Raw genomic sequence first — 25,227 nt, 5'->3', positions numbered from 1 at the left:
ATCTACCCCCTTGGGCCTGCACATGGGCCGATCTGGATACCAAATGACCGCTTCGAAATCGACCATCATCTACACCTTGACCGACGAAGCGCCACTGCTGGCGACGGCGTCGTTCTTGCCCATCGTCCGTGCGTTCACTGCGCCCGCGGGCGTTCATATTGAAACCAGCGACATCTCGGTCGCTGGCCGCATCCTGGCGCAATTCCCGGAACTGTTGAGCGAAGACCAGCGCGAGCCCGATCAGTTGGCTGCACTGGGCAAGCTGACCCTGAAGGCTGAAGCCAACATCATCAAGCTGCCCAATATCAGCGCCTCGGTGTCGCAGCTGAAGTCGGCGATCAAGGAGTTGCAAGGCAAGGGCTACCCAATTCCCGACTATCCGGAAAGCCCCAAGACCGACGAAGAAAAAGACATCCGCGCGCGCTACGGCAAGTGCATCGGCAGCGCGGTGAACCCGGTGCTGCGTGAAGGTAACTCGGACCGCCGCGCGCCCAAGGCCGTCAAGGAATACGCACGCAAGAACCCGCACAGCATGGCCGACTGGAGCCAAGCCTCGCGCTCGCATGTCTCGCACATGCACAGCGGTGACTTCTATCACGGTGAAAAGTCCATGACGCTGGACCGCGCTCGTAACGTCAAGATGGAGCTGATCACCAAGAGTGGCAAGGCCATCGTGCTCAAACCCAAGGTGGCGCTGCTGGACCGCGAAGTGGTCGACAGCATGTTCATGAGCAAGAAGGCGCTGCTGGACTTCTACACCCGTGAGATCGAAGACGCGCACAAGACTGGCGTGATGTTCTCGCTGCACGTCAAGGCGACGATGATGAAGGTGTCGCACCCCATCGTCTTCGGCCATTGCGTCAAGATCTTCTACGCCGAGGCTTTCGAGAAGCACAGCAAGCTGTTCGAAGAGCTGGGCATCAACGTCAACAACGGCATGGTCGATCTTTACAACAAGATCGCCACCTTGCCGCAGAGCAAGCAAGAAGAGATCAAGCGCGATCTGCACGCCTGCCACGAGCATCGCCCCGAGTTGGCCATGGTGGATTCGGCCAAGGGCATCACCAACTTCCACTCGCCCAACGACATCATCGTTGACGCCTCCATGCCAGCCATGATTCGCAACGGCGGCAAGATGTGGGGGGCCGACGGTCGCCTGAAGGACGTTAAGGCCGTGATGCCGGAGTCGACCTTCGCCCGCATCTATCAGGAGATGATCAACTTCTGCAAGTGGCACGGTGCTTTCGACCCCAAGACCATGGGCACAGTGCCCAATGTGGGTCTGATGGCCCAACAAGCCGAAGAGTACGGCTCGCACGACAAGACCTTCGAGATCCCCGAAGACGGTGTGGCCAACATCACCGACCTGGACACCGGCGAAGTGTTGATGAGCCAAGACGTGGAGCAGGGCGACATCTGGCGCATGTGCCAGTGCAAGGACGCCGCCATCCGTGACTGGGTCAAGCTGGCCGTCAACCGCGCGCGCAACTCGGGTATGCCGGTGGTGTTCTGGCTGGACCAGTACCGTCCGCATGAGGCGCAGCTGATCACCAAGGTCAAGATGTACCTGCACGAGCACAACACGGCCGGTCTGGACATCCAGATCATGAGCCAGGTGCGCGCCATGCGTTACACCTTGGAGCGTGTGGTTCGCGGCCTGGACACCATCAGCGCCACCGGCAACATCCTGCGCGACTACCTGACCGACCTGTTCCCCATCATGGAACTGGGTACCTCGGCCAAGATGCTGTCCATCGTGCCTTTGATGGCTGGTGGTGGCATGTATGAAACCGGCGCTGGCGGCTCGGCGCCCAAGCACGTGCAGCAGCTGGTGGAAGAAAACCATCTGCGTTGGGACTCCCTGGGCGAATTCCTGGCGCTGGCCGTGAGCCTGGAGGACATGGGCCTCAAGACCGGTAATGCACGCGCCAACTTGTTGGCCAAGACCTTGGATGCGGCGACCGGCACCTTGTTGGACAAGAACAAGAACCCCAGCCCCAAGACTGGTCAGCTCGACAACCGCGGCAGCCAGTTCTATCTGTCGCTGTTCTGGGCGCAGGCCTTGGCGGCGCAGACCGAGGACGCTGAGTTGGCGGCCAAGTTTGCTCCGCTGGCCAAAGTGCTGGCCGAGCAGGAAAGCACCATCGTGGCCGAGTTGGCGGCGGTGCAGGGCAAGCCGGTTGATGTTGGTGGCTACTACAAGCCCGATATGGCCAAGCTGGCCGAAGTGATGCGCCCGAGCGCCACCTTCAACGCCGCTCTGGCTTCCCTGGCCGGCTGAGCGGCCAGCGCTTGCGCACAGGCGCCGCTAGGTTTTCGGGTCTAGCGGCGCGACATATAAAGCCGGTGCCCGCACTGGCTTTTTTACATTCAGGCGCCGTCATTTTCCGCCCTTAGAATTTTTCACCTGATTGCCCCCGAGTTCCATCTGGAGACCTGCCTACATGTACCAGCACATCAAGATCCCTGATCAGGGTGCCAAGATCACCGTCAATGCCGACATGTCACTCAATGTGCCGGACGAGCCCATCATTCCCTATATCGAGGGTGACGGCACGGGCCTGGACATCACGCCCGTGATGATCAAAGTGGTCGATGCCGCCGTGGCCAAGGCCTATGGTGGCAAGAAGAAGATCCACTGGATGGAGATCTACGCCGGTGAGAAGGCGACCCAGGTTTATGGCCCGGATGTGTGGCTGCCGGCTGAGACCCTGGACGTCCTGAAGGAGTATGTGGTGTCCATCAAGGGCCCGCTCACCACGCCGGTGGGTGGTGGCATTCGTTCCTTGAATGTGGCCTTACGCCAGGAGCTGGACCTGTATGTGTGCTTGCGGCCGGTGCGTTACTTCGCGGGCGTGCCTTCGCCGGTGAAAGAGCCCCACAAGACCGATATGGTGATCTTCCGTGAGAACTCGGAAGACATCTACGCCGGCATTGAATACGAGGCCGAGAGCGAGAAAGCCAAGAAGCTGATCAAGTTCTTGCAAGAGGAGATGGGGGCGACCAAGATCCGCTTCCCCAATACCTCGGGCATTGGCATCAAGCCGGTGTCGCGCGAAGGCACCGAGCGCCTGGTGCGCAAGGCGATTCAGTACGCGATCGACAATGAAAAGCCCAGCGTCACCATCGTGCACAAGGGCAACATCATGAAGTACACGGAAGGCGGCTTCCGTGACTGGGCCTACGCTTTGGCGCAGAAGGAGTTCGGCGCCGAGTTGATCGACGGCGGCCCCTGGTGCAAGCTGGTGAGCCCCAAGACCGGCAAGAGCATCACCATCAAGGATTCGATCGCTGACGCCTTCTTGCAGCAGATCCTGCTGCGTCCCGCCGAGTACTCGGTGGTGGCCACGCTGAACCTGAATGGCGACTACATCTCCGACGCCCTAGCTGCACAGGTCGGCGGCATCGGTATTGCCCCAGGCGCCAATCTGTCGGACTCGGTGGCTTGCTTTGAAGCCACCCATGGCACGGCACCCAAGTACGCTGGCAAGGACTACGTCAACCCCGGCAGTGAGATTCTCTCGGCCGAGATGATGTTGCGCCACATGGGCTGGCTGGAAGCGGCGGACATCATCATCAGCTCGCTGGAAAAGTCCATCGTTAGCAAGAAGGTCACTTATGACTTCGCGCGCCTGATGGACGGCGCCACGCAAGTGTCTTGCTCTGGCTTCGGGCAAGTGATGATCGACAATATGTGATCTGACTCTGCCAAGCCCCTGGCTTGGCGGTGAATTTCAAGCCCCGACGCCGCTCTGGCCTCGGGGCTTTTTTCCGTTTGAGCACCAGTCTTGATGCTGGTCAAACACGTGTGCCCAGTGCGCCCAGGGGCTGAAGAGAGCGTCCTATACTGGTTCGGCACCTTTGCAGTACACAGGAGGAATGGCATGCAATTTCAAATCAACACCGACGAGAACATCGAAGGCAATGAATCCCTGTCGGCCTGGATCGAGACCGAGTTGAAGGCCAAGCTGGCTCGCTTCCGGGATCAGATCACCCGTATCGAAGTGCACCTCAGCGACGCCAGCGCCACCCGCGTCGGTGATCACGACAAGCGCTGCAAGTTGGAAGCCCGCCTGGCTGGTCGCCAGCCCGTGCTGGTAAGCCATGACGCCGCCAATGTGGCCGACTCCCTGCATGGCGCAGCCGAGAAGCTCTTGCGTGCGGTGGATTCGACCCTGGGCAAGCTGCGTGATGCCCATGGCCGCGAAACCATTCGCGGCGCCGACAGCGGCGGTGAGGCCTGAGCTGTTGTGACTGCGCGTTAAATCGCGCATCAAGCCGAGCATAAAAAAGGGCCCGCTGTAGCGGGCCCTAATTTTTTCCTCTTCGCGTTGCCTGACGCGCTTGCTTCAAGCTTCAGGCGGCTTGGACGAGCTCAGGCTGGTTTTGCGGGGCCACCTTGTTGAGTTGCATGATGTTCTGCGCCAATTGGCCCTTGGGGCCTTGGACCAGCTCATAGCTGACTGCACTGCCTTGCTGCAAGGTTCTGAACCCTTCCATTTGAATTGCTGAAAAGTGTGCGAAAACATCTTCGCCACCGGCCTCGGGTTCAATAAAGCCAAAACCCTTGGCGTCGTTGAACCATTTCACAGTTCCTAGTGCCATTTACAAACTCCTCCATCCCAAAAATCATTGATGTCTGATGCATCACTATCGATTTTTGTAGTCATGGCTTCGTCTGTCAATTTAGGGGCTCCCCGGGGTCAATCCCAAGGGTGTGCAGTTTTGCGCGGGAATACTGCCTTCGAAGCCCTCAATTCGAGGCTTGCAATTGACGGCTTAGACACAAGATGGCTTGGGTGTCGGCGGGGCTTTCCCGCTGTCGATAGAATCAGGACATGCCAGATTTCCCCAGTCAACCACCAGTGCCACCGGGCCAGACGCCGGGCCATCTACCAGGCCGCGAGGATGGTGACGGTACGACCACGGTCGAGCGTGTTCCGCAGAAAACCGAGCCACCACGGCTCTACCAAGTCCTGCTCTTGAATGACGATTTCACGCCGATGGAATTCGTCGTGATGGTTTTGCAGGAATATTTCCGTCATGACCTGGATACTGCTACCCAGATCATGCTGAAAATCCACCATGATGGGCGCGGGGTTTGCGGTGTCTTCACCAAAGACGTTGCGGCTACCAAGGTGGAGTTGGTGCTGGCCGCCGCAAGGCGCGCTGGCCATCCTTTGCAGTGCATTATGGAGGCCGCATGATTGCGCAAGAGCTTGAAGTCAGCCTGCACATGGCGTTTGTCGAAGCGCGCCAGCAGCGCCACGAGTTCATCACCGTCGAGCACTTGCTGATGGCCCTGTTGGACAACCCCTCCGCGGCCGAAGTGCTGCGCGCCTGTTCCGCCAATCTGGATGATTTGCGCAAGAGTCTGGCGCAGTTCATCAAGGAAAACACGCCCACCGTGGGCGGTGTAGAAGAGGTGGATACGCAGCCCACACTGGGTTTCCAGCGTGTGATTCAGCGTGCCATCATGCATGTGCAAAGCACCGGCAGCGGTAAGAAGGAAGTCACCGGCGCCAATGTGCTGGTGGCGATCTTCGGCGAGAAGGATTCCCACGCTGTGTACTACCTGCACCAGCAGGGCGTGACGCGCCTGGATGTGGTCAATTTCATCGCCCACGGCATCAAGAAGAGCGATCCACCTGAGCCCACCAAGGGCCAGGAGGGCGCCGGCAATGGCCAGGAATCTGAGCGTGAAGATGCCGAAGGGCAGGGCAAGGGCTCGCCGCTGGAGCAGTTCACTCAGAACCTCAATCAACTCGCCAAAGACGGCAAGATCGATCCCCTGATTGGCCGCGAGTTGGAGGTCGAGCGCGTGGTGCAAGTGCTGTGCCGCCGCCGCAAAAACAACCCGCTTCTGGTGGGCGAGGCTGGTGTTGGTAAGACCGCCATCGCCGAGGGCCTGGCTTGGCGCATCACCGAAGGCGATGTGCCTGATGTGCTGAGCGAAGCCGTGGTCTATTCGCTAGATATGGGCTCGCTGTTGGCGGGTACCAAGTATCGCGGCGACTTTGAGCAGCGCCTCAAGGCCGTGCTCAAGCAGTTGAAGGATCAGCCCAACGCGATTTTGTTCATCGACGAAATCCACACTCTGATCGGTGCCGGTGCGGCCTCTGGCGGCACGCTGGACGCCAGCAATTTGCTCAAGCCGGCGCTGAGCTCCGGGGCGATGAAGTGCATTGGCGCCACCACCTTCAACGAGTACCGCGGCATCTTCGAAAAAGACGCAGCGCTGAGCCGCCGCTTTCAGAAGGTAGATGTGGCCGAGCCTTCGGTGGAGCAGACGGTTGAGATCTTGAAGGGCCTGAAGTCGCGGTTTGAAGAGCATCACAGCGTCAAGTACGCCCTGGGTGCATTGCAGGCCGCGGCGGAGTTGTCGGCCAAGTACATCAATGACCGCCATCTGCCGGATAAGGCCATCGATGTGATCGATGAGGCTGGTGCTGCTCAGCGCATCCTGCCCAAGAGCAAGCAGAAGAAGACGATCACCCGCGCCGAAGTCGAAGACATCGTGGCCAAGATCGCCCGCATTCCGCCGGCTTCCGTGTCCAGCGATGACCGCAGCAAGCTCAAGAGCCTGGACCGCGACCTCAACAGCGTGGTGTTTGGTCAAGAGCCGGCGATCGACGCCTTGGCCGCCGCCATCAAGATGGCGCGCTCAGGCCTGGGCAAGCCGGACAAGCCGATTGGTTCCTTCTTGTTCAGCGGCCCCACCGGCGTGGGCAAAACCGAGGTGGCCAAGCAATTGGCCTACATCTTGGGCATTGAGCTGATTCGCTTCGATATGTCGGAGTACATGGAGCGTCACGCGGTCAGCCGCTTGATTGGCGCGCCTCCGGGCTATGTGGGCTTTGACCAGGGTGGTTTGCTGACCGAGGCGGTCACCAAGAAGCCGCATGCGGTGCTGCTGCTCGACGAGATCGAGAAGGCGCATCCGGATGTCTTCAACGTGCTGCTGCAGGTGATGGATCATGGCTCGTTGACCGACAACAACGGCCGCAAGGCGGACTTCCGCAACATCATCATCATCATGACGACCAATGCGGGCGCCGAGACGATGAACAAGTCCACCATCGGCTTCACCAACTCGCGCCAGCAGGGCGATGAGATGGCCGACATCAAGCGCCTGTTCACGCCCGAGTTCCGCAACCGCCTGGACGCTACCGTGTCCTTCCGGGCGCTGGATGAAGAAATCATCATGCGCGTGGTCGACAAGTTCCTGCTGCAACTGGAAAGCCAGCTGCAGGAGAAGAAGGTCGAAGTCACCTTCAGCGACGGTTTGCGCAAGCATCTGGCTAAGAAGGGCTTTGACCCCTTGATGGGTGCGCGCCCCATGCAGCGCCTGATCCAAGACACCATTCGCCGCGCTTTGGCCGATGAGTTGCTGTTCGGCCGCTTGGTCGACGGTGGTCGCCTGGGTGTGGATGTGGACGCCGAGGGTCAGGTCTTGCTGGACATTCAGCCCCTGAGCAAGGTGCGTGACAACAAGCCAAAGGCCGAGCCTGCGACCGCGGGTTGATGGCTGCAGCTTGATTGGAAACACAAAAGGCCCTGCGGGGCCTTTTTCTTTTTTCCGGTGTCTGGCCTTGCGCCGGACTCAGGCGGCGGGGTCTTGCTGAAAGAAGCCGCTCAGCAAGGCGTACAGCGCGGGCTCTTCTTGGCGCATCTCTCGCGGGGCGACGAAGAAGGCCTCGACGGCAACGGCAAAGAACTCTTCCACGCTTTCGGCGCCGTAAGGGTCGATCAGCGTGTCCTCGCCCGCATCCACTCGCAGGCAAAAGCTCTGCCATTGAGCCTCCATCACGTCCAGCCAGCGCTCCCGGGCTGCGGCCTCGGCCATCGGAGGCGCGCCATCGGCAAAGCCGTCGCGCATATCGATCACATGGGCGAACTCATGGATCACCACATTGAAGATGCCTGCATCCAAGTTGGCGGCGAGGTCGGCGGGGTCGCTATGGTTCACGGCGGTCCAGGTCAGCATCAAGGGGCCTCCTTCCATGGCCTCGCCGGCCAGGGCTTCCTCGAATTGGTGGACGATGCCGTCCTCATCCATGTACTCGCGCTGCGCCAGCACTTCGTCGGCATGCATGACGATGCCCACAAAGCTGTCGTACCAACTCAGGCCCAGCTTGAGCACCGGCAGGCAGGCTTGCGCGGCCACAGCCAGGGCAACCTCATCGCTGACGATGAAATCACCGACGCCGTGAAACTCCTTGCTGGCCAAGAACAGTGAGCTGAGCCGCCGCAACTCGGCCAGATCGGCCGGGCTGCGCTGAGCCAAAAAAGGGTAGCGCAGCAGCGTCAGCTGCCACAGTTCATCGGGAATGGCGTGGCGGCGCAAGGCGCGCGCCTCGCGCCGCCGCGCCCAAGCGCTTTGCAGCCGTGACCACATCAGGCGAGCGAGATGCGCCGCAAGCCGGCTTGGCGCAGGCGCAGCACATCGGCGCGCGGTGCCTCGTCTTCCAGGTCCCAGTCGGACAGCACATGGCGGCGCAGGCCGCCGCCCAGGGCGTGTTCGCCCGGCCGGTGGGTGTGCCCGTGGATCATGGTCTTGCTGTCCGCTGCCTGCAACCAAGCGGCGCAGGCAGGGGCATCCAGATCGGTGTAGCTGGCGTGCTCGCTCTTTTGCTGGGCCTTGCTGCCGTCGCGCATCTGGCGGGCCAGGGCGCGACGCACGGCCAGTGGCTGGGCTAGGAACTGCGCCTGCCATGCGGGCTGACGCACTTGGGCGCGAAAGCCTTGATAGGCCTGGTCCGACAAGCACAGGGCGTCGCCGTGGGTTAGCAAATAGCGTGTGCCGAAGGCCGTTAAGACGGTGGGGTCGGCGAGAGGCTGCATGCCGCTATCGGCCAACATCGCTTCACCGAGCAGGAAGTCGCGATTGCCCACCATGAAGTAGATGGGCAGCCTTTGGCTGGCCGCCCGCAGCAGCTGCAGGCAATGGGCCTCGAAGCCGTCTTCCAGTCGTGCGTCGTCGCCGACCCAGACCTCGAAGATATCGCCCAGCAGCATCACCGCGTCGGCCGCCGTTTCCTGCAGATGTTGCTCCAGCGCGGCCAGGGTGGCCGGCGTTTCTGCGGACAGGTGCAGGTCAGACAGGAAATCAATGCGCCGCCACGCGGGCGGCGCTGTCAGTTCGGCAAAAGCCGGAACTGTGGGTGCATCAGGCAAGCTCAACGGCTCGCTCGATGATGACGTCTTCCACCGGCACATCGGCGTGGCCGCTGTTATTGCCGGTGCGAACCTTCTCGATCGCGTCGACCACCTCCTTGCCGGCGACGACCTTGCCGAACACGGCATAGCCCCAGCCCGAAGGGGTCTCGGACTTGAAGTTCAGGAAGCCGTTATTGGTGGTGTTGATGAAGAACTGGCTGGAGGCCGAGTGCGGCGCATTGGTGCGCGCCATGGCGACCGTGTAGTGCTCGTTGGTCAGGCCGTTATTGGCTTCGTTTTGGATCTCGCCATTGGTGGGCTTTTGCTTCATGCCGACAGCGAAGCCACCGCCTTGGATCATGAACTTCTTGATGACGCGGTGAAAGACGGTGCCGTCGTAGTGGCCGCTCTTCACATAAGCCAGGAAGTTGGCAGCCGAGATCGGGGCCTTTTCAAAATCCAGTTCGATCACTATCAGGCCGTGATTGGTGTGCAGTTCGATTTGCTTGTTGGTCGTTGCGCTCATTTTCTGGACTCCACAATGGCTTTGGTGATGAGGATGGGGGTGAGGGGGACGTTCTGTTGACCGCCCAAATTGCCGGTGGGTGTGGCGCGAATCTTGTCGACCACATCCATGCCTTCAATGACTTGGCCGAAGACGGCGTAGCCGCGGCCGTCGCGTGCGTTCGCGGCGTCGAGGAAAGCGTTGTCAACGGTGTTGATGAAAAACTGCGCGGTGGCCGAATTTGGGTCACCGGTGCGTGCCATGGCAACGCTGCCGCGCACATTGAGCAAGCCGTTGCCGGCTTCCAGCGGGATCGGCGGCTTGGTCGGCTTTTGCGCCATCTTGTCGGTGAAGCCGCCACCTTGGATCATGAAGTTCTCGATCACGCGGTGGAAGATGGTGCCGTCGTAATGGCCGGCTTTCACATACTGCACAAAGTTGGCCACGCTTTTGGGGGCCTTCTCAGCGTTCAGTTCGATGCGGATCACGCCCTCGGTAGTCGTGAGTTTGACGGTTTGCGCCTGCGCGGCAACTGCCAGGCCGAAGCCAAGGGTCGCGGTGGCCAGAGCTTGGCGCACAAACGTGAATGGAGTAGAGCTTGCTTGCATGGTTTCTTGTGGGTGAAGAAGTGGCTTGCGGGCGCTGATTGTCACTCAGCCCGGCTTGGCTTGAGTGCGTGTGGCTGTTCAGGGGGCTTTGGCGGCGTCCAGCTGGCGCAGCAGGCCTTGGGCCAGCTTGAGCTTGGCCTGGGTGCTGGCCTGAGGGGCGACCTGCGCTTTCAGGGCGCGTTGATAGGCCCGCTCGGCCTGGCGCAGCAGCACATCGCCCAGGTTTTCAAGGGCTTGCGCGTGGGCAGGCTGCAAGGCCAGCGCTTGCGTCAGCTCGGCCTGGGCCAGATCCAGCTGGCCTTGGGCGGCGTGGATCACGGCCAGATTGTTCAAAGGATCGGCCAGATCGGGGAAGTCCTGGCTGAGCTGGGTGAATAGAGTGGCGGCAGCGCTCAACTCGCCCAGCTCCATGCGCATCACGCCCAGCGCGAAGCGCAGTTCCAAATCATTGGGCGTTTTGCGCAGCGATTCTTCCAGCATGGCCACCGCCTCGGCGCGCTTGCCACCCATCCACAGCTTCTGGGCGGCGTCGGATTCGGCCGCCTGCGTGGGAGTCACGATCAGCAGCAGAGCGGCGAGGGAACCGGTGCTGAGCACTTGCAACAGGGCTTGAATGCGTAGAGGCATGAGGCTGGGTGGCATGGGTTTTGGCTCAGCCCCGGAGGGGCTGTTGGCGCTTGGCGGGACGGTGGCGAGCTGGGGGCAGGGTCAGTGCCAAGCCGGCCAAGATGGCCCAGCCGGTATACTGAGGTTCATTCTACGGTGCCTGCCCGACCTCGGATCGCGACAAAGATCCACCGCTAACCGCGGGTTCGAGCCGGCCGCCGCAGTCGCTCAGTGAACCGCAAGCCCCTGCGTTTGGCCTTCTTGGTCGGCGCTTTGGCCTTGGCCCAACAAGCTCCATGTCTCTTCGCATCTACAACACGCTGACCCGTGCGGTCCAGCCGCTCGTCCCCATTGAACCTGGCCATGTACGCATGTATGTGTGCGGCATCACGATCTACGATCTGTGCCATGTGGGGCATGCCCGGATGATGGTGGCGTTCGACCTGATCTACCGCTGGCTGCAGGCCTCCGGCTACCGGGTCACCTATGTGCGCAACATCACCGACATCGATGACAAGATCATCCGTCGGGCCCTGGAGCGCCAAATTCCGATCCGCCAGCTGACCGATGAGATGGTCGGCGCTATGCACGCCGATCTGGGTGCTTTGGGCGTGCTCTTGCCCACCCATGAGCCGCGCGCCACCGAGTTTGTGCCGCAAATGACGGCCATGATCGGCAAGCTTGAAGCCAAGGGCCTGGCCTATCGCGCCAGCAATGGCGATGTGAACTACGCGGTGCGCGCCTTCCCTGGTTACGGCAAGCTGTCCGGCAAGTCGCTGGATGATTTGCGCGCCGGTGAGCGCGTGGCGGTGGACGACGGCAAGCAAGATCCGCTCGACTTTGTGCTCTGGAAGGCCGCCAAGCCCGAAGAGCCCGAAGACGCCAAATTTGCGTCTAGCTACGGCGCTGGCCGCCCGGGCTGGCATATTGAGTGCTCGGCCATGGCTTGCGCCTTGCTGGGTGAGCAGTTTGATCTGCACGGCGGCGGCGCCGACCTGCAGTTCCCGCATCACGAGAACGAAATCGCGCAAAGCGAAGGTGCCAACGGCAAGCCGCCGGCCACCATCTGGGCGCATAACGGCCTCTTGAATGTGGATCACGTGAAGATGTCCAAGTCCTTGGGCAATTTCTTCACTATTCAGGATGTGCTCAAGCGCTACGACGCGGAAACGCTGCGCTACTTCATGCTGCGCACCCATTACCGCAGCCCCTTCAACTTCAGCGACGTCAATCTGGACGATGCCCGTACGGCGCTCAAGCGCCTGTATACGGCACTCGACGGCTTGGCCGTGCCTGCGCTGGAGATCGATTGGGTGCAGCCCCAGGCGGCCGCTTTCCGCGCCGCCATGGACGACGACTTCAACACGCCCGGCGCGATTGCGGTGCTGTTCGAGTTGGCCAGCGAGGTCAATCGCAGCGGCTCACTCGCCGATGCCGCCTTGCTGAAGGCCTTGGCCGGCGTGCTGGGCTTCTTGCAGCAGACGCCGCGCGACTATCTGCAAGCCGGTGGCGCCAGCGCTGGCGGTTTGGATGAAGCCGCCATCTTGGCCAAGATTGAGGCCCGCGCGGCCGCCAAAGCGGCGCGTGATTTCGCTGCGGCAGACCAAATCCGCAAGGATTTGCTGGCCGCCGGCATCGTTTTGCAAGACGCGCCCACCGGCACGACCTGGACGCGGGCCTGACTGTGGTGCGAGTGAATGCGGCCGGGGTCACCCCGGAGTACTGGGACGAGGCTTGCCGCCATCTGGCCAAGCGCGACCGAGTGATGAAGAAGTTGATCCCCCTGTTTGGCGAGGCGCGCCTGCAAAGCCGTGCCGACGCCTTCACCACCTTGGCCCGCTCCATCATCGGGCAGCAGATTTCGGTCAAGTCGGCGCAGGGCGCCTGGGAAAAATTCGTTGCCTTGATTGGTGGCTCGGCCAGCAAGATTCAGCCGGCGGCCGTCTTGGCCCTGTCGGTGGAAGCTTTGCGCGGCGCCGGCCTGCCGGTGCGCAAGATCGACTATTTGCTCGACCTGGCTCGGCACTTTGAAGCCGGCCAAGTCCATGTGCGCCAGTGGACGCAGATGGATGACGAGGCCATCATTGACGAGTTGGTGGCCATCCGCGGCATTGGCCGCTGGACCGCCGAGATGTTCTTGATTTTTCACCTGATGCGCCCCAATGTGCTGCCGCTGGATGACCCGCGTTTGCTCAAGGGCATCAGTGAAAACTACTTCTCCGGCGAGCCGGTTTCGCGCGCCGAGGCCCGCGAAGTTGGCGACGCCTGGGCACCTTACCGCTCGGTAGCCACATGGTACATTTGGCGCAGCCTCGACCCCTTGCCGGCGGCTTGACAGCCTCCCGTGCTCGGCTTTGGCGCATCGTCACAAATGGTGCCCGGAGCCGGTTCACCGACCTCAACACTGAAGAAAAGTCAGCAGGATGAGCAAAAAACATTTCCTCGAATTCGAACAGCCTATCGCTGAACTCGAAACCAAGATTGAAGAGCTGCGCTATGTGCAAAGCGAGTCGGCCGTCGACATCTCCGAAGAGATCGACCGCCTCTCCAAAAAGAGCCAGCAGCTGACCAAGGATGTCTACGCCAATGTGGCGCCTTGGCAGGTCTATCAAATCGCCCGCCATCCGCAGCGCCCGCAGACTCTGGACTATTGCGCCGAGGTTTTCACCGAGTTCCAGGAACTGCACGGTGACCGTCATTTCGCCGATGACGCGGCCATCGTTGGCGGCCTGGCCCGTTTCAACGGCCAAGCCTGCATGGTCATTGGTCACCAGCGTGGTGCTGATTCGAAAGAGCGCCAGCTGCGCAATTTCGGCATGCCGCGTCCGGAAGGCTATCGCAAGGCCCTGCGTCTGATGAAGCTGGCCGAGAAGTTCGGCCTGCCGGTGTTCACCATGATCGACACCATGGGTGCCTACCCCGGCATCGGTGCCGAAGAGCGTGGTCAGTCGGAAGCCATCGGCCGCAATATCTTCGAGATGGCGCAGCTGGAAGTGCCCATCATCGCCACCGTCATCGGTGAAGGTGGTTCGGGCGGCGCCCTGGCCATCGGCGTGGCCGATCAGGTCTTGATGTTGCAGTTCTCGGCCTATTCGGTGATCTCGCCGGAAGGCTGTGCTTCGATTCTGTGGAAGTCTTCCGAGCGTGCGCCGGAGGCCGCCACCGCCCTGGGCATCACCGCACACCGCCTCAAGGCCATGGGCTTGATCGACAAAATCGTCAATGAGCCGGTGGGTGGCGCGCATCGCGACAACAAGCAGATGGCCTCCAACCTGAAGCGCGCGCTGAGCGACGCGCTGCGCCAGGTCAGCGACCTGAAGCCCAAGGAGTTGCTGGACCGCCGCTACGAGCGCCTGCAAGCCTATGGCCGCTTCGGCGACACCAAGGCCAGCTGAAGTTCAGCCCGGCCGCCTGATTGCCGTCGCCTATAGCGGCGGCCGTGACTCCACCGCCTTGCTGCACGCCACCGCGCGTGCCGCGGCCGCGCTCAATGCGCAAGCTGACTCCGGCCTGCAGGTGCTGGCCCTGCATATCCATCATGGCCTGAGCCGCCAGGCCGACGCTTGGTTGCAGCATTGCGAAGCGCAATGCGCCGCTTGGGCCGCTGCCGGCTTGCCGGTGCAGCTGCGCGTTCACCGTGTGACGACGCAAGCGCAGGCCGGCCAAAGCATCGAGGCCTGGGCACGCGGCGAGCGCTACACCGCGCTCGATCAACTCTGCCGCGCCAGCGGCGTTCATTTGCTGCTGCTGGCCCATCACCAGCGCGACCAAGCCGAAACCCTGCTGCTGCAGGCCCTGCGTGGTGCCGGAGTGGCGGGTATGGCGGCCATGCCTGCCCAGCAATGGCGCGATGACCTGTGCTGGGCCAGACCTTGGCTCGCTCAATCGCGCCAGCAGATTGAAGCCTATGTGCAGGCGCACGGCCTGAGCTTTGTCGACGACGACAGCAATGGCGATCCGCGCTATGCCCGTAACCGCTTGCGCTTGCAGGTCTGGCCGGGCTTGACGCAAGCCTTCCCGCAAGCCGAGGCTAGCTTGGCCGTCGCCAGTACCTGGGCTCAGGAGGCCTTGGCTTTGCAAGACGAAGTGGCGCAGGCTGATCTGGCGGGCTTGGTCAGTCAAGATGGATTGAATCTTCCCGCTCTGCTCGAACGCTCACCGGCCCGAGCCAGCAATGCCTTGCGGGCTTGGCTGGGTGCAGTGTCAGGTCAACCCGCCCGGGCCAGCCTGGTGCGGCGCGTATTGCAGGAGGCTGCCGGGCAGGAGTCCGGGCAGTGGCCTTGTGCTGACGGGGTGTTGAGGCTGTACCGGGGCCGCTTGGCCTGGGCGCCGGCACTTGAGCGCGCCGATTTAGCTGGCTCTGCCGCGCCTCGCCATGAGGTGGATCTCAGCCTGCCGGGCGACTATCCCGAAGCGGCATGGGGCGGTGTTTGGCGCGTCCAACCGGTCTTGCAGGGCGGCGTGGCGCCGCATCGCTTGGCTAGGCTGCTGATGTGCGCCCGCGCCGGCGGTGAGCAGTTTCAGAAGGCACTGGGATGCCCGCCGCGCAGTTTGAAGAAGTCCTACCAAGAGGCGGGCATTCCGGCGTGGCGGCGCCAGGGGCCGTTGTTGCTGACCGAGGGTACTCCGGTGCTAGTGTTTGCGCCGGGACTTGGCTTGGATGCGCGCCACCGGGCTGCGGCGGGCGAGGCTCAATTGAGCGTTTGCTGGGAACCTTTCGCGAGCGGCGAGGCGGATATCCGCCCCGACTAAGGTCAGCTGCAGAGGCCGCGGCGTGCTGGAACGCTGATCGCGCGCTTTCATATTGCTGCAACGCAGCAGCTAGAATCAAGGGCTGCAGCCCTGGCGTCACCCGCCAACGGTGCCGGCGCCTTGATCACCCCCGCAAGGCCCGTGAACGGACGAACGAACGTTTCCTTTTTTCACGCCTCAACTCTCGCTTCTCAGCGACTTACTATGGCCCTGATTGTTCATAAATACGGCGGCACGTCGATGGGCTCGACCGACCGCATCCGCAATGTCGCCAAGCGCGTTGCCAAATGGGCCCGCGCCGGCCATCAAATGGTGGTTGTGCCATCGGCGATGAGTGGCGAAACCAACCGTTTGCTGGGCCTGGCCAAGGAATTGGCGCCCAGCAGCGGCAGCGCTGAACTCAATCGCGAACTCGACATGATCGCCTCCACCGGCGAGCAGGTCTCGGTGGGCTTGCTGGCCATTGCGTTGCAGGCCGAAGGCATTGAGGCCGTCAGCTACACCGGCTGGCAAGTGCCGCTCAATACCGATTCGTCCTACACCAAGGCGCGCATCGAGAGCATCGAAGACAGCCGCGTGCGCGCTGATCTGGCCGCCGGCAAGGTGGTGGTGATCGCCGGCTTCCAGGGCGTGGATGATGAGATGAACATCACCACCCTGGGCCGTGGTGGTTCAGACACTTCGGCCGTGGCCATTGCCGCAGCCATGAAGGCCGCCGAATGTCTGATCTATACCGATGTGGACGGCGTTTACACGACCGATCCGCGCATCGTGCCCGAGGCACGCCGCCTGCACACCATCAGCTTCGAAGAGATGCTGGAAATGGCTTCGCTCGGCTCCAAGATCTTGCAGATCCGCTCGGTGGAGTTCGCCGGTAAATACCGCGTGCCGCTGCGCGTGCTTTCCAGCTTCACGCCCTGGGACATCGACATCGAAGAAGAAGCCAAGTCTGGCACCCTGATCAGTTTTGAAGAGGACGAAAAAATGGAACAAGCCGTCGTTTCCGGCATTGCCTTCAACCGCGACGAAGCCAAGGTGACCCTGCTGGGCGTGCCGGACAAGCCCGGTATCGCCTATCAAATCCTGGGCCCGGTGGCCGAGGCGAATATCGACATCGACGTCATCATTCAAAACGTCTCGCAAGAAGGCAAGACCGACTTCAGCTTCACCGTGCACCGCAACGACTACGCGCGCACCATGGCCTTGCTGGAGGGTACCGTTGGCCCGGCCACGCAAGCCGCCAAGGTGCAAGGCGACCCGAAGATCTGCAAGGTGTCCATCGTTGGCATCGGCATGCGCTCGCATGTGGGCGTGGCGTCGAAGATGTTCCGCGCGCTGAGCGAAGAGGGCATCAACATCCAGATGATTTCCACCAGCGAAATCAAGACCAGCGTCGTGATCGACGAGAAGTACATGGAGTTGGCCGTGCGCGCCCTGCACAAAGCTTTCGAGCTGGAAAAGGATCCGGTCTAACTAAGGCTTCAGCTTGAAAATCCAGAAATATTAGAAATCTTCTGGGTTTTTCCAAAACGCCCCAAATTCTTCGTATAGAATGCAAGGCTAGGCCGGAGACGTGACCGAGTGGCCGAAGGTGCTCCCCTGCTAAGGGAGTATGCGCTTTAAACCGCATCGAGGGTTCGAATCCCTCCGTCTCCTCCAAGTAATACGCTCAACCCCTGATTTGCAAGTTCTGCTTGCGATTCAGGGGTTTTTGCGTTGTGGGCGCGAACTTTTTTGGCTTCAACTTGAGCGGCAGGTTGGCATTGCCTGGGCTTGTGTATCTGCGCCAAATTTTCGTTAGCCCTGATTCTCTGCTTCAGCTGCCGCTAGCGGTCTGGATTTAGGCCTCGGTCGAAGCATGTGTCGTGGCGGGCCACCAGCGCTCGGCCAGCGCCGCGGCGCTCACAGGCCGCGCGAAAAAGTAGCCTTGGGCATAGTCGCAGCCATAGTCGCGCAGCAACGCGGCGGCAGCGGCGTCTTCAACGCCTTCGGCGACCACATCGAGATTGAACTCGTGGGCTAGTTGAATGGAGCTCTTGACGATGCGCCGGTTGGCGTCGTCGCCGTCCAGGTTGTCGATAAAGGCGCGGTCGATCTTCAGGCAGTGAACGGGCAACTGCTTTAGGTAGGACAGTGAGGCATAGCCGGTGCCGAAGTCGTCAATGGCAAGCCGCAGGCCCATGTCACGGATGGCGTGCAGGGTTTTGAGCGTCAGCTCGGGGTGACGCATCACGGCGCTTTCGGTGACCTCAATCTCCAGCAGGCTGGGTGATAAGTCGATGCGCTTGATCAGCGCATCCAGCCGCTCGACGAAGCGATGGTCGAGCAAGTTGTTGACACTCAAATTGACAGCCACCGGCAGCGGATGGCCAGCCCGTTCCCAGGCCTTAGCCTGAAGCAGGGCGGCTTCCAGAACGAAGTGAGTGAAGTCGTGAATCAGCTCCGAGTTCTCAGCCAGCGGGATGAAGGTCAGCGGCGGGATGTTGCCTTTGCTCGGGTGGATCCAGCGGGCCAGCGCCTCGACGCCAATCAAAGCGCCATCGCTGAGCCTGACTTTGGCCTGATAGTCCAGGCTCAGTCCCTCACTGCGCAAGGCCTTGATGAAGTCCGCCCGTAACTCCAGCATATCGGGCGAGAAGCTGTCGAAGGCAGCCAGGTAGGGGCTCATGGGTTTGAGGTTGAGCTTGGCGTAGTTCATCGCCACATCGGCGCAGCGCAGCAATTCATCGGTGCTGGCCGCATCTTGGGGCCAGTTCGCATAGCCAATGCTGGCAGAGAACTCCAGCTCGCTGCGATGCACTTGCAAGCGCCTCGACACTTGTGCGTATCCCGAGTGAGGGGCTTGCGATAGCCAATCGCTGGCTGTTGATTCGGCCATATAAACCGCGAACTCGTCGCCGCCCAGTCGCGCGATCAAGGCCTGACTGCCGGCCAAGGAGTCGGTCAAGCGGTGGCCCACTTCAACCAAGAGGCTGTCACCTGCCTCGTGGCCCAAGGTGTCATTGATGTCCTTGAAGCGATTCAGGTTCAATAGCATCACGGTGGCGGGCTCGGCAGATGGCTCAGCCAGCGCCGAGGCCGATGCCATCTGTTGATTGACGTCGTGGATGAAGGCCTCGCGGCTGAGCAGGCCGGTCAGCTTGTCGTGCCTGGCGGTGTAAGCCTGCTGTGTGGTGGTGGCTTGCAGTTGCCGGAAGGCTGCTTTCAGGCGCGACCCCAGCCAGGCGATCAAACTGACCGAAACCAGCAGCACGATCAATGGCGCCAGCGACTGCGTGGCCCAGCGCTCATACAGCAGGGTCACGGGGACGCCGATGGCGATTTGAAAGGGCAGTGCCTCAGAGACCGAATAGCCGAAGATCGAGCGGACGCCATCGAGTGCAGTCACACCCTCAAAACTGCCTTGCCTATGCTTTTTCATCTGGGCCATGATGGCTTGGCTCACCGGCGGGCCGTTGATGTCCTGAGGCTGCCCCAATCGCTTGAGTCGCAGCAAGTAGCGGCCATCGTTGGTGATGATCACCAGGAAGCTGCCGGGCATGGTTCTCAAATGTGTGGCCCCGTTCACCAAGCGATCGACGGCGATCAGGGCAAAAGTCAGGTCCGCCTCGACGGCGTTGCCCGTGATTGCCAGCACCAGCGGCATGTACCAAGCCTCATCGCCAGGCAACTGGACCAGCGGGAGTATCTCCACCTGATCGGAGGTGGGTAAATGCATTTGCGTGGCCAAATTGCGGCCCACAGCCGTGTTGAGCAGATGCCCTTGTCGGTCCATCACGAAGTAGCGCCCGCTGACCCGGTCGCGGAAGCCCAGGTAGTTGGACAGCGGGTCGAAGCGCATCGCACTGCGGGTGATGCGAATGGCCTCATTGCCTCCCGCGTTCTCATCCAGTTGCAGATGGTCCTGAATGCCCTCAATGCTGGCGACCGATTGGGCCAGCAGGCTGCTCATGGTGGTTTGCCGGCCGATCGCGGCGGCAAGGCTGTTCTGCGTGGCGCTGCTCCAAATCTGCGCCCGTTCACGCAGCAAGAAGAAAGCGGTGATGCACACCATCAAGACGATGCACACCACCAAGTAGGTGCCCCAACTGGGCTTGTGGATTTTCATACGGCAGCGCGGCTGCGCGCTGATGGTCCTGCGCCAGAGGGGGCAAGACCTGACCAGGCGCCGCCTCGGCGGCTAAAGACTGGTTGCCGGATGATCTTGTTCATGCGCTCGTCATGCTCCATGAAACCGCTGCCTTTGCTGATGCCGCCAATTGGGGGGGGCGGAGTCGGCTCGCGCGTCATCAATCAATCAATCAATCAATCAAGCCAGTTGCTGAGGGACTGGTCGAGTGCTCAGCTTAACGTGGACGATGGACGTTAGATCACCGCATTTGCCCGGGGTGCTCACGAAAAATGTGGATGCTTTAGAAGGCATCCAGCTGCTGCACCTTATGCTTGGCAGCTCCAACGTCCACATGTTGTTCCGGCCATGTATACCCACGCACACTTGAGCGCCATCGAGCCAACCCAAGCCGCCATCGCTGATGCGGCCCCGACCATGACCCATGTGCGGCACTTGCAATTGAAGACCTGCACGCTGGAGGGGCACCATGTGCGCTTGCTTCCGATGAGCCTGGATCATGTGGATGCCTTGGCCGAAGTCGGCTTGGTGCCGGCGCTGTGGACCTGGGTGCCGACCTTGATGCGTGACCGGGCCGATATGCAGCAGTATGTGGAGCTGGCCTTGCAAGAGCAGGCCAAAGGCACGGCCTTGCCCTTTGTGATTCAGGATGTGCACAGCCAGGCCATCATCGGCAGTACCCGCTTTGGCAGCATTTCGGCCAAGGACCGGCGCCTGGAAATCGGTTGGACCTGGGTGGCCCCCTCACATCAGCGTAGCGGCGCCAACACCGAGGCCAAGACCTTGCTGCTGACCCATGCCTTCGAGGTCTTGGACGCCTTGCGGGTGGAGCTGAAGACGGACTTCCTCAACGCCAAGTCACGCGCCGCGATCGCGCGCATCGGCGCCACGCAAGAGGGCGTGTTCCGCAGCCATGTGATCTGCCCGGACGGGCGGGTGCGCGACACGGTCTACTTTTCCATCATCCGCAGCGAATGGCCGCAGGTGAAGGCGCGGCTGGCGGGAATGCTGCGTTAAGCGCTGGGATGCCGCCCCTTCCATCGGCCAGCCTTGGCGAACAAGGCTTGGCTTGGAGGTGGCCGCGCAGACTACGAATCTAGTGGTGGCGCCGTGGCGCCACGAAGCGCAGCGCGCCTTGAATCGGCGCGCCACGCCCAGGCTCTTTACATGCCCGCGTAGTTCGGCCCGCCGCCGCCTTCGGGTGTGACCCAGACGATGTTCTGCGTCGGATCCTTGATGTCGCAAGTCTTGCAATGCACGCAGTTCTGCGCATTGATTTGCAGGCGGTCTTCACCGGCCTCTGACTTAACGAACTCGTACACACCGGCGGGGCAGTAGCGGCTCTCGGGGCCGGCGTACTTGGCCAGATTGATCGCCACCGGCACCGAGGCGTCTTTCAAGGTCAAGTGGGCGGGTTGGTTCTCTTCGTGGTTGGTGTTCGACACGAAGACCGAAGAGAGGCGATCGAAGGTCAGCTTGCCGTCCGGCTTGGGATAGTCGATCTTGGGCATCTCGGCTGCGGGGCGCAGGTAGAGATGATCGGCTTGCGGGCGATGGATGGTCCACGGTGGGCTCTTGAAGCCCAGCTTGGGCAGCAACCACTGCTCGATGCCGGTCATCAAGGTGCCGACCCGGTTGCCCTTCTTGAACCATTGCTTGAAGTTGCGCGCCTGATCCAGCTCGGTGTGCAACCAGCTTTGTTCGAACGCGGCCGGGTAGGCGCTGAGCTCGTCGTATTGACGGCCAGCCGTCACCGCCTCGAACGCGGCTTCAGCGGCCAGCATGCCGCTCTTGATCGCGGCGTGGCTGCCCTTGATGCGCGAGGCGTTCAGATAGCCGGCGTCGCAGCCCACGAGTGCGCCACCCGGGAACACGGTCTTGGGCAGGCTCAGCAAGCCGCCGGCCGTGATGGCACGGGCGCCATAGCTGATGCGCTTGCCGCCTTCGATGTGCTTGCGGATGCTGGGGTGGGTCTTCCAGCGCTGCATTTCTTCGAAAGGCGAGAGCCAGGGGTTCTTGTAGTCGAGGCCGACCACATAGCCCAGCGTGACCTTATTGCCTTCCAGGTGGTAGAGGAAGCCGCCGCCGTAGGTATCGGCATTCATCGGCCAGCCGGCGGTGTGCACCACCAGGCCGGGCTGGGCTTGGCCAGCGGGCACTTCCCACAGCTCCTTGATGCCCAGGGCATAACTCTGCGGATCCTTGCCAGCGTCAAGCGCGTACTTGGCGATCAGCTGCTTGCCCAGATGGCCGCGCGCGCCTTCGGCGAAGATGGTGTACTTGCCCAGCAGCTCCATGCCCAGCTGGAAGTTCTCGGTCGGCTCGCCGTCCTTGCCCACGCCCAGATTGCCGGTAGCCACGCCGCGCACGGCGCCGTCTTCACCGTAAACCACTTCGGCGGCGGTGAAGCCAGGGAAGATTTCCACGCCGAGGCTCTCGGCTTGCTCACCCAGCCACTTGGTCACGGCGCCCAGCGAGATGACGAAATTGCCGTGGTTGTGGAAGCAGCCCGGAATCAGCCACTGCGGGGTTTGCTGCGCGCCGGTTTCGCTGAGGAACAGCACTTCGTCTTCGGTCACGGGCTGGTTCAGCGGCGCGCCCAGCTCTTGCCAGTTGGGCAGCAGCTCGGTCAGCGCGCGCGGATCCATCACCGCGCCGGAGAGGATGTGGGCGCCAGGCTCGGAGCCTTTTTCAAGCACCACGACGGACAGCTCGCTGCCCTTGGCAGCCGCCAGTTGTTTGAGCCGGATGGCGGTGGCCAGGCCGCCGGGGCCGCCGCCCACCACGACCACGTCATAGTCCATAGATTCACGCGGGCCGTATTGGGCGAGGATGTCCTGTGGGGTCATTGCTGAAGGTCCTGAAAAAGTAAGCGTCGAATTGGCAGCGATTCTAGCCAGCCTCTGGCATAAAAAGCACGGTCGTTCGATTTTGTAGGCAGTCTGACCTAAGCCAGCGTTGTGGCGGGGCATTGGGGGGTGAGATTGAGCCGCTTGATCGGTGGCGGGATTGAGCGCCGCAATTTGGAAGCGCAACTCTAGAATCGCAGCCGAGATGGTCCGCTAAGCGCACATGCTGCTAGCCTGCGCGCTCCTCACTGCTCAGGACCTATGCGCTTGCCATGACCCAACTCTTGCAGCCTCGCCGTCATTTCCTTCGCCTTGTCGGCGCCACTCCCTTGGCCTTGAGCGGTTTGGCTGTGCTGGGCGGCTGTGCCGAGAGTTCCAGCTTGAAGGCACCCATCAAGCCCTATACCGAGACAGTCAAGGCCTTGCTGATCTCGCGTGATGGCAAACACATCGTCTTCATCGGCCGCAGCTACCACTATGTGCTGGACGCGCCGACGCAATTGGTGGCAAGCCTGGCTTCGCCGCTGCATCAGTCCATGGACGGGGAGATTTCCCGCCTTCATGTTGATGCGGAGAACGGCATCAGCGGCCGCTATCAGCTCAGCCTGCCTGGCACCTTGGACGAGCAGCAAGCGCAGGCGGCGCGGGAACTTGGTTTCACCGCCTCGGCGGATGGCGGGCCCTGGCGGCTGGACGGTGAGTTGAAGGGGCAACGCTTTTTGCAAGGCGCTTTCCGTGAGGGGCGCCAGTTGGAGCCGCTCAACAAGAGCTACACGGTCGAGATCAGCGTCGACCAAAGCCGCGGTAGTGCCATGGCCGACAGCCTGGCCACACCTTTGACTGTGGGCAGCGATGGCATCTTGCTGGTTTACTTCATCGCGCTGGCGCCCATCCTCATTCCGCTGGCCATCATCACGCGGGAACCGCGCCCTTGATGCGGCGGCTGTCACCGCGCTGGCGGTGATTGCTGGGGTGTGAGCGAGGTCTTTGGCGAAGGTGCCAGAGCACTCTCGGCTGGGCTGTCTGAGCCTCGTTTTTGGCCAGAATGTGGGGGCTGACGAGAGCCGGCGTGCTATCGTCAAGGCAGAACTTTTCTGAGGTTTTCCCCATGAGCTACAGCATTGACTTGTCAGGCCGGGTGGCTTTGGTCACCGGCGCCTCCAGCGGCTTAGGCGCGCAGTTCGCCAAGACCTTGGCGCAGGCCGGCGCCTGTGTGGTTTTGGCTGGCCGCCGCACCGAGCGGCTCAAAACCCTGCGCAGTGAGATCGAAGGCGCGGGCGGGGATGCCCATGTGGTGCATCTGGACGTGACCGATCTGGACAGCATCAAGTCGGCGGTGGCGCATGCCGAGACCGAGGTGGGCACGCTCGACATCCTGATCAATAACTCCGGCGTCAGCCGCACCCAACCGCTGCTGGATGTGGGGCCGGACGATTACGACTTTGTGATGGACACCAATGTGCGCGGCGCCTTCTTCGTCGCGCAAGAGGTGGGCAAGCGCATGCTGGGCCGGGCGCGTGGCTCGGCACCGGGCACCTTTATTGGTGGGCGCATCGTCAATATCGCCTCGATGGCGGGCCTGCGGGTGCTGAGCCAGATCGGCGTGTATTCGATGAGCAAGGCCGCCGTCATTCACATGACCCGCGCCATGGCCTTGGAATGGGGCAAGTACGGCATCAACGTCAATGCCATCTGCCCAGGCTATATCGATACCGAGATCAACCACCACCACTGGGGCACCGAGCAAGGTAAGAAGTTGATGGAGTTGCTGCCCCGCAAGCGGGTGGGGCAGCCGCGTGACCTGGACACCAGCTTGCTGATGTTGTGCGCCAATGAAAGCCACTTCATCAATGGCGCGGTGATTCAGGCCGATGACGGATTTGGTGTTTGAGAAGAAAGAAAGCATGACGCTTCGTACTTTGAGCGCGCTGGAGGCGCGCGTCCTGGCCGTGTTGGTGGAAAAGGAATCCACGGTGCCTGACAGCTACCCGCTGTCCCTGAATGCCCTGACTTTGGGTTGCAATCAGAAAACCGCGCGCGATCCGGTGATGGCCGCCAGCGAGGCCGATGTGCTGGAGGCCTTGGAAGAACTCAAGTCCATGCACTTGGTGAGCTCCGTCAGCGGCAACCGCGTGGTGCGCTTCGAGCACAACGGCGCGCGCGGCCTGGCGGTTCCCGGCGCGGCCCTGGCCTTGCTGACCTTGCTGATGTTGCGTGGCCCGCAAACCGCGGCCGAGTTGCGCCAGAACACCGAACGCCTGCATCGCTTTGCCGATGTGTCCTCGGTGGAAGGCTTTCTGGACGAGTTGGCCGAACGAACGCCGCCGCTGGCCATCAAGCTGGCGCGCGCGCCGGGCGCCCGTGAGCCCCGCTGGGCGCATTTGCTTTGCGGCGAGGTCAGCCAGCCCGAGCCGAGCCAAGCCGGGTCAGCGCATATTGCGCGTGATGAAGAGATGGCCTTCTTGCGCGCCGAGCAGCAGCGCATGAATGCGGAGTTAGTTCAACTCAAGGCGCTGGTGCACCGCATGGCTGGGGAGTTAGGGCTGAGCCCGGATTGATCCGCCCACGCCGGTCCCAACGGTGCCGCAACTAAGCCGTCCGTTGCGAACGCATCAAGCC

Annotated in this window: 22 protein-coding genes and 1 tRNA gene; 15 read left to right on the top strand and 8 right to left on the bottom strand. The window is 61.8% G+C overall.

All coding sequences use genetic code 11. The features are described from left to right. Window positions 1-43: 43 nt before the first annotated feature. From AABB87_RS04820 to AABB87_RS04810, 3 genes are all read left to right on the top strand, one after another. Entirely contained in the window at window positions 44-2,281 is a 2,238-nt protein-coding gene (locus AABB87_RS04820) for an NADP-dependent isocitrate dehydrogenase (protein WP_341970212.1), read from the top strand. A 163-nt stretch (window positions 2,282-2,444) separates the two neighbouring features. After that, window positions 2,445-3,698, top strand: a complete 1,254-nt coding sequence (icd, locus tag AABB87_RS04815; RefSeq protein ID WP_058720187.1) for an NADP-dependent isocitrate dehydrogenase — start codon at window positions 2,445-2,447, stop codon at window positions 3,696-3,698. A 186-nt stretch (window positions 3,699-3,884) separates the two neighbouring features. Next, entirely contained in the window at window positions 3,885-4,244 is a 360-nt protein-coding gene (locus AABB87_RS04810; protein WP_058720186.1) for an HPF/RaiA family ribosome-associated protein, read from the top strand. Between the two features lie 112 nt (window positions 4,245-4,356). Here the strand turns inward: AABB87_RS04810 and AABB87_RS04805 are convergent, their stop codons facing one another. After that, a complete protein-coding gene (locus AABB87_RS04805; protein WP_341970211.1) occupies window positions 4,357-4,605 on the bottom strand; it encodes a cold-shock protein in 249 nt (82 codons plus the stop codon). Between the two features lie 233 nt (window positions 4,606-4,838). On the opposite strand from AABB87_RS04805, the gene clpS reads away from it, so the two are divergent. Both clpS and clpA read left to right on the top strand, forming a co-directional pair. Beyond that, on the top strand, window positions 4,839-5,207 hold the full coding sequence (gene clpS / locus AABB87_RS04800; protein ID WP_082679968.1) for an ATP-dependent Clp protease adapter ClpS: 369 nt from the start codon (window positions 4,839-4,841) through the stop codon (window positions 5,205-5,207). Next, entirely contained in the window at window positions 5,204-7,525 is a 2,322-nt protein-coding gene (gene clpA / locus AABB87_RS04795) for an ATP-dependent Clp protease ATP-binding subunit ClpA (RefSeq protein WP_341970210.1), read from the top strand. Before clpS ends, clpA begins: the two co-directional genes overlap by 4 nt. 78 nt (window positions 7,526-7,603) lie before the next feature. Here clpA and AABB87_RS04790 read toward each other — a convergent pair whose 3' ends face one another. From AABB87_RS04790 to AABB87_RS04770, 5 genes are all read right to left on the bottom strand, one after another. Beyond that, window positions 7,604-8,398, bottom strand: coding sequence for a M90 family metallopeptidase (locus AABB87_RS04790; protein ID WP_341970209.1), 795 nt, complete (start codon window positions 8,396-8,398; stop codon window positions 7,604-7,606). Continuing rightward, complete coding sequence (locus tag AABB87_RS04785; RefSeq protein WP_445944832.1) at window positions 8,398-9,183, bottom strand: UDP-2,3-diacylglucosamine diphosphatase; 786 nt, start codon at window positions 9,181-9,183, stop codon at window positions 8,398-8,400. The genes AABB87_RS04790 and AABB87_RS04785 overlap by 1 nt, the downstream gene beginning before the upstream one ends. Then, window positions 9,170-9,685, bottom strand: a complete 516-nt coding sequence (locus AABB87_RS04780; protein ID WP_058720181.1) for a peptidylprolyl isomerase — start codon at window positions 9,683-9,685, stop codon at window positions 9,170-9,172. Before AABB87_RS04780 ends, AABB87_RS04785 begins: the two co-directional genes overlap by 14 nt. Next, complete coding sequence (locus AABB87_RS04775) at window positions 9,682-10,272, bottom strand: peptidylprolyl isomerase (protein WP_341970208.1); 591 nt, start codon at window positions 10,270-10,272, stop codon at window positions 9,682-9,684. The genes AABB87_RS04780 and AABB87_RS04775 overlap by 4 nt, the downstream gene beginning before the upstream one ends. 78 nt (window positions 10,273-10,350) lie before the next feature. Then, the gene (locus tag AABB87_RS04770; protein WP_341970207.1) at window positions 10,351-10,899 is read right to left on the bottom strand and encodes a tetratricopeptide repeat protein; all 549 of its coding nucleotides are present in this window, start codon (window positions 10,897-10,899) and stop codon (window positions 10,351-10,353) included. 275 nt (window positions 10,900-11,174) lie between these two features. Here AABB87_RS04770 and cysS point away from each other — a divergent pair, with 275 nt between their 5' ends. The 6 genes from cysS (at window position 11,175) to AABB87_RS04740 (ending at window position 17,289) form a co-directional block, all read left to right on the top strand. After that, window positions 11,175-12,560 carry a cysteine--tRNA ligase gene (cysS, locus tag AABB87_RS04765; protein ID WP_341970206.1) on the top strand — a complete coding sequence of 462 codons (1,386 nt, stop codon included), beginning with the start codon at window positions 11,175-11,177 and terminating at the stop codon, window positions 12,558-12,560. A gap of 2 nt (window positions 12,561-12,562) precedes the next feature. After that, window positions 12,563-13,213 (top strand): DNA-3-methyladenine glycosylase family protein, encoded by a 651-nt coding sequence (locus AABB87_RS04760; protein ID WP_058720178.1) that lies wholly within the window; start codon window positions 12,563-12,565, stop codon window positions 13,211-13,213. Window positions 13,214-13,301: 88 nt separating this feature from the next. After that, a complete protein-coding gene (locus AABB87_RS04755; RefSeq protein ID WP_058720177.1) occupies window positions 13,302-14,273 on the top strand; it encodes an acetyl-CoA carboxylase carboxyltransferase subunit alpha in 972 nt (323 codons plus the stop codon). Further along, the gene (gene tilS / locus AABB87_RS04750) at window positions 14,242-15,630 is read left to right on the top strand and encodes a tRNA lysidine(34) synthetase TilS (RefSeq protein WP_341970204.1); all 1,389 of its coding nucleotides are present in this window, start codon (window positions 14,242-14,244) and stop codon (window positions 15,628-15,630) included. Before AABB87_RS04755 ends, tilS begins: the two co-directional genes overlap by 32 nt. 204 nt (window positions 15,631-15,834) lie before the next feature. Beyond that, on the top strand, window positions 15,835-17,103 hold the full coding sequence (locus AABB87_RS04745) for an aspartate kinase (RefSeq protein WP_341970203.1): 1,269 nt from the start codon (window positions 15,835-15,837) through the stop codon (window positions 17,101-17,103). 94 nt (window positions 17,104-17,197) lie between these two features. Then, window positions 17,198-17,289, top strand: a tRNA-Ser gene (locus tag AABB87_RS04740). A gap of 181 nt (window positions 17,290-17,470) precedes the next feature. On the opposite strand, the gene AABB87_RS04735 is transcribed toward AABB87_RS04740, so the two are convergent. Further along, entirely contained in the window at window positions 17,471-19,738 is a 2,268-nt protein-coding gene (locus AABB87_RS04735; RefSeq protein ID WP_341970202.1) for a putative bifunctional diguanylate cyclase/phosphodiesterase, read from the bottom strand. 369 nt (window positions 19,739-20,107) lie between these two features. Between AABB87_RS04735 and AABB87_RS04730 the strand changes: the two genes are divergently transcribed. Beyond that, a complete protein-coding gene (locus AABB87_RS04730) occupies window positions 20,108-20,776 on the top strand; it encodes a GNAT family N-acetyltransferase (RefSeq protein ID WP_341970200.1) in 669 nt (222 codons plus the stop codon). A 146-nt stretch (window positions 20,777-20,922) separates the two neighbouring features. Here AABB87_RS04730 and AABB87_RS04725 read toward each other — a convergent pair whose 3' ends face one another. Further along, the gene (locus tag AABB87_RS04725) at window positions 20,923-22,608 is read right to left on the bottom strand and encodes an electron transfer flavoprotein-ubiquinone oxidoreductase (protein WP_341970198.1); all 1,686 of its coding nucleotides are present in this window, start codon (window positions 22,606-22,608) and stop codon (window positions 20,923-20,925) included. 272 nt (window positions 22,609-22,880) lie between these two features. On the opposite strand from AABB87_RS04725, the gene AABB87_RS04720 reads away from it, so the two are divergent. The 3 genes from AABB87_RS04720 (at window position 22,881) to AABB87_RS04710 (ending at window position 25,166) form a co-directional block, all read left to right on the top strand. Continuing rightward, the gene (locus tag AABB87_RS04720; RefSeq protein WP_341970197.1) at window positions 22,881-23,543 is read left to right on the top strand and encodes a hypothetical protein; all 663 of its coding nucleotides are present in this window, start codon (window positions 22,881-22,883) and stop codon (window positions 23,541-23,543) included. A 173-nt stretch (window positions 23,544-23,716) separates the two neighbouring features. Further along, on the top strand, window positions 23,717-24,499 hold the full coding sequence (locus AABB87_RS04715) for an SDR family oxidoreductase (protein WP_341970196.1): 783 nt from the start codon (window positions 23,717-23,719) through the stop codon (window positions 24,497-24,499). A 13-nt stretch (window positions 24,500-24,512) separates the two neighbouring features. After that, entirely contained in the window at window positions 24,513-25,166 is a 654-nt protein-coding gene (locus AABB87_RS04710) for a YceH family protein (protein WP_341970195.1), read from the top strand. The last annotated feature ends 61 nt before the right edge of the window (window positions 25,167-25,227 follow it).

It is taken from the genome of Roseateles sp. PN1 (genome assembly GCF_038419725.1).
Classification (GTDB): domain Bacteria; phylum Pseudomonadota; class Gammaproteobacteria; order Burkholderiales; family Burkholderiaceae_C; genus Paucibacter_A.
This window is presented reverse-complemented; position numbering and strand designations above follow the sequence as displayed.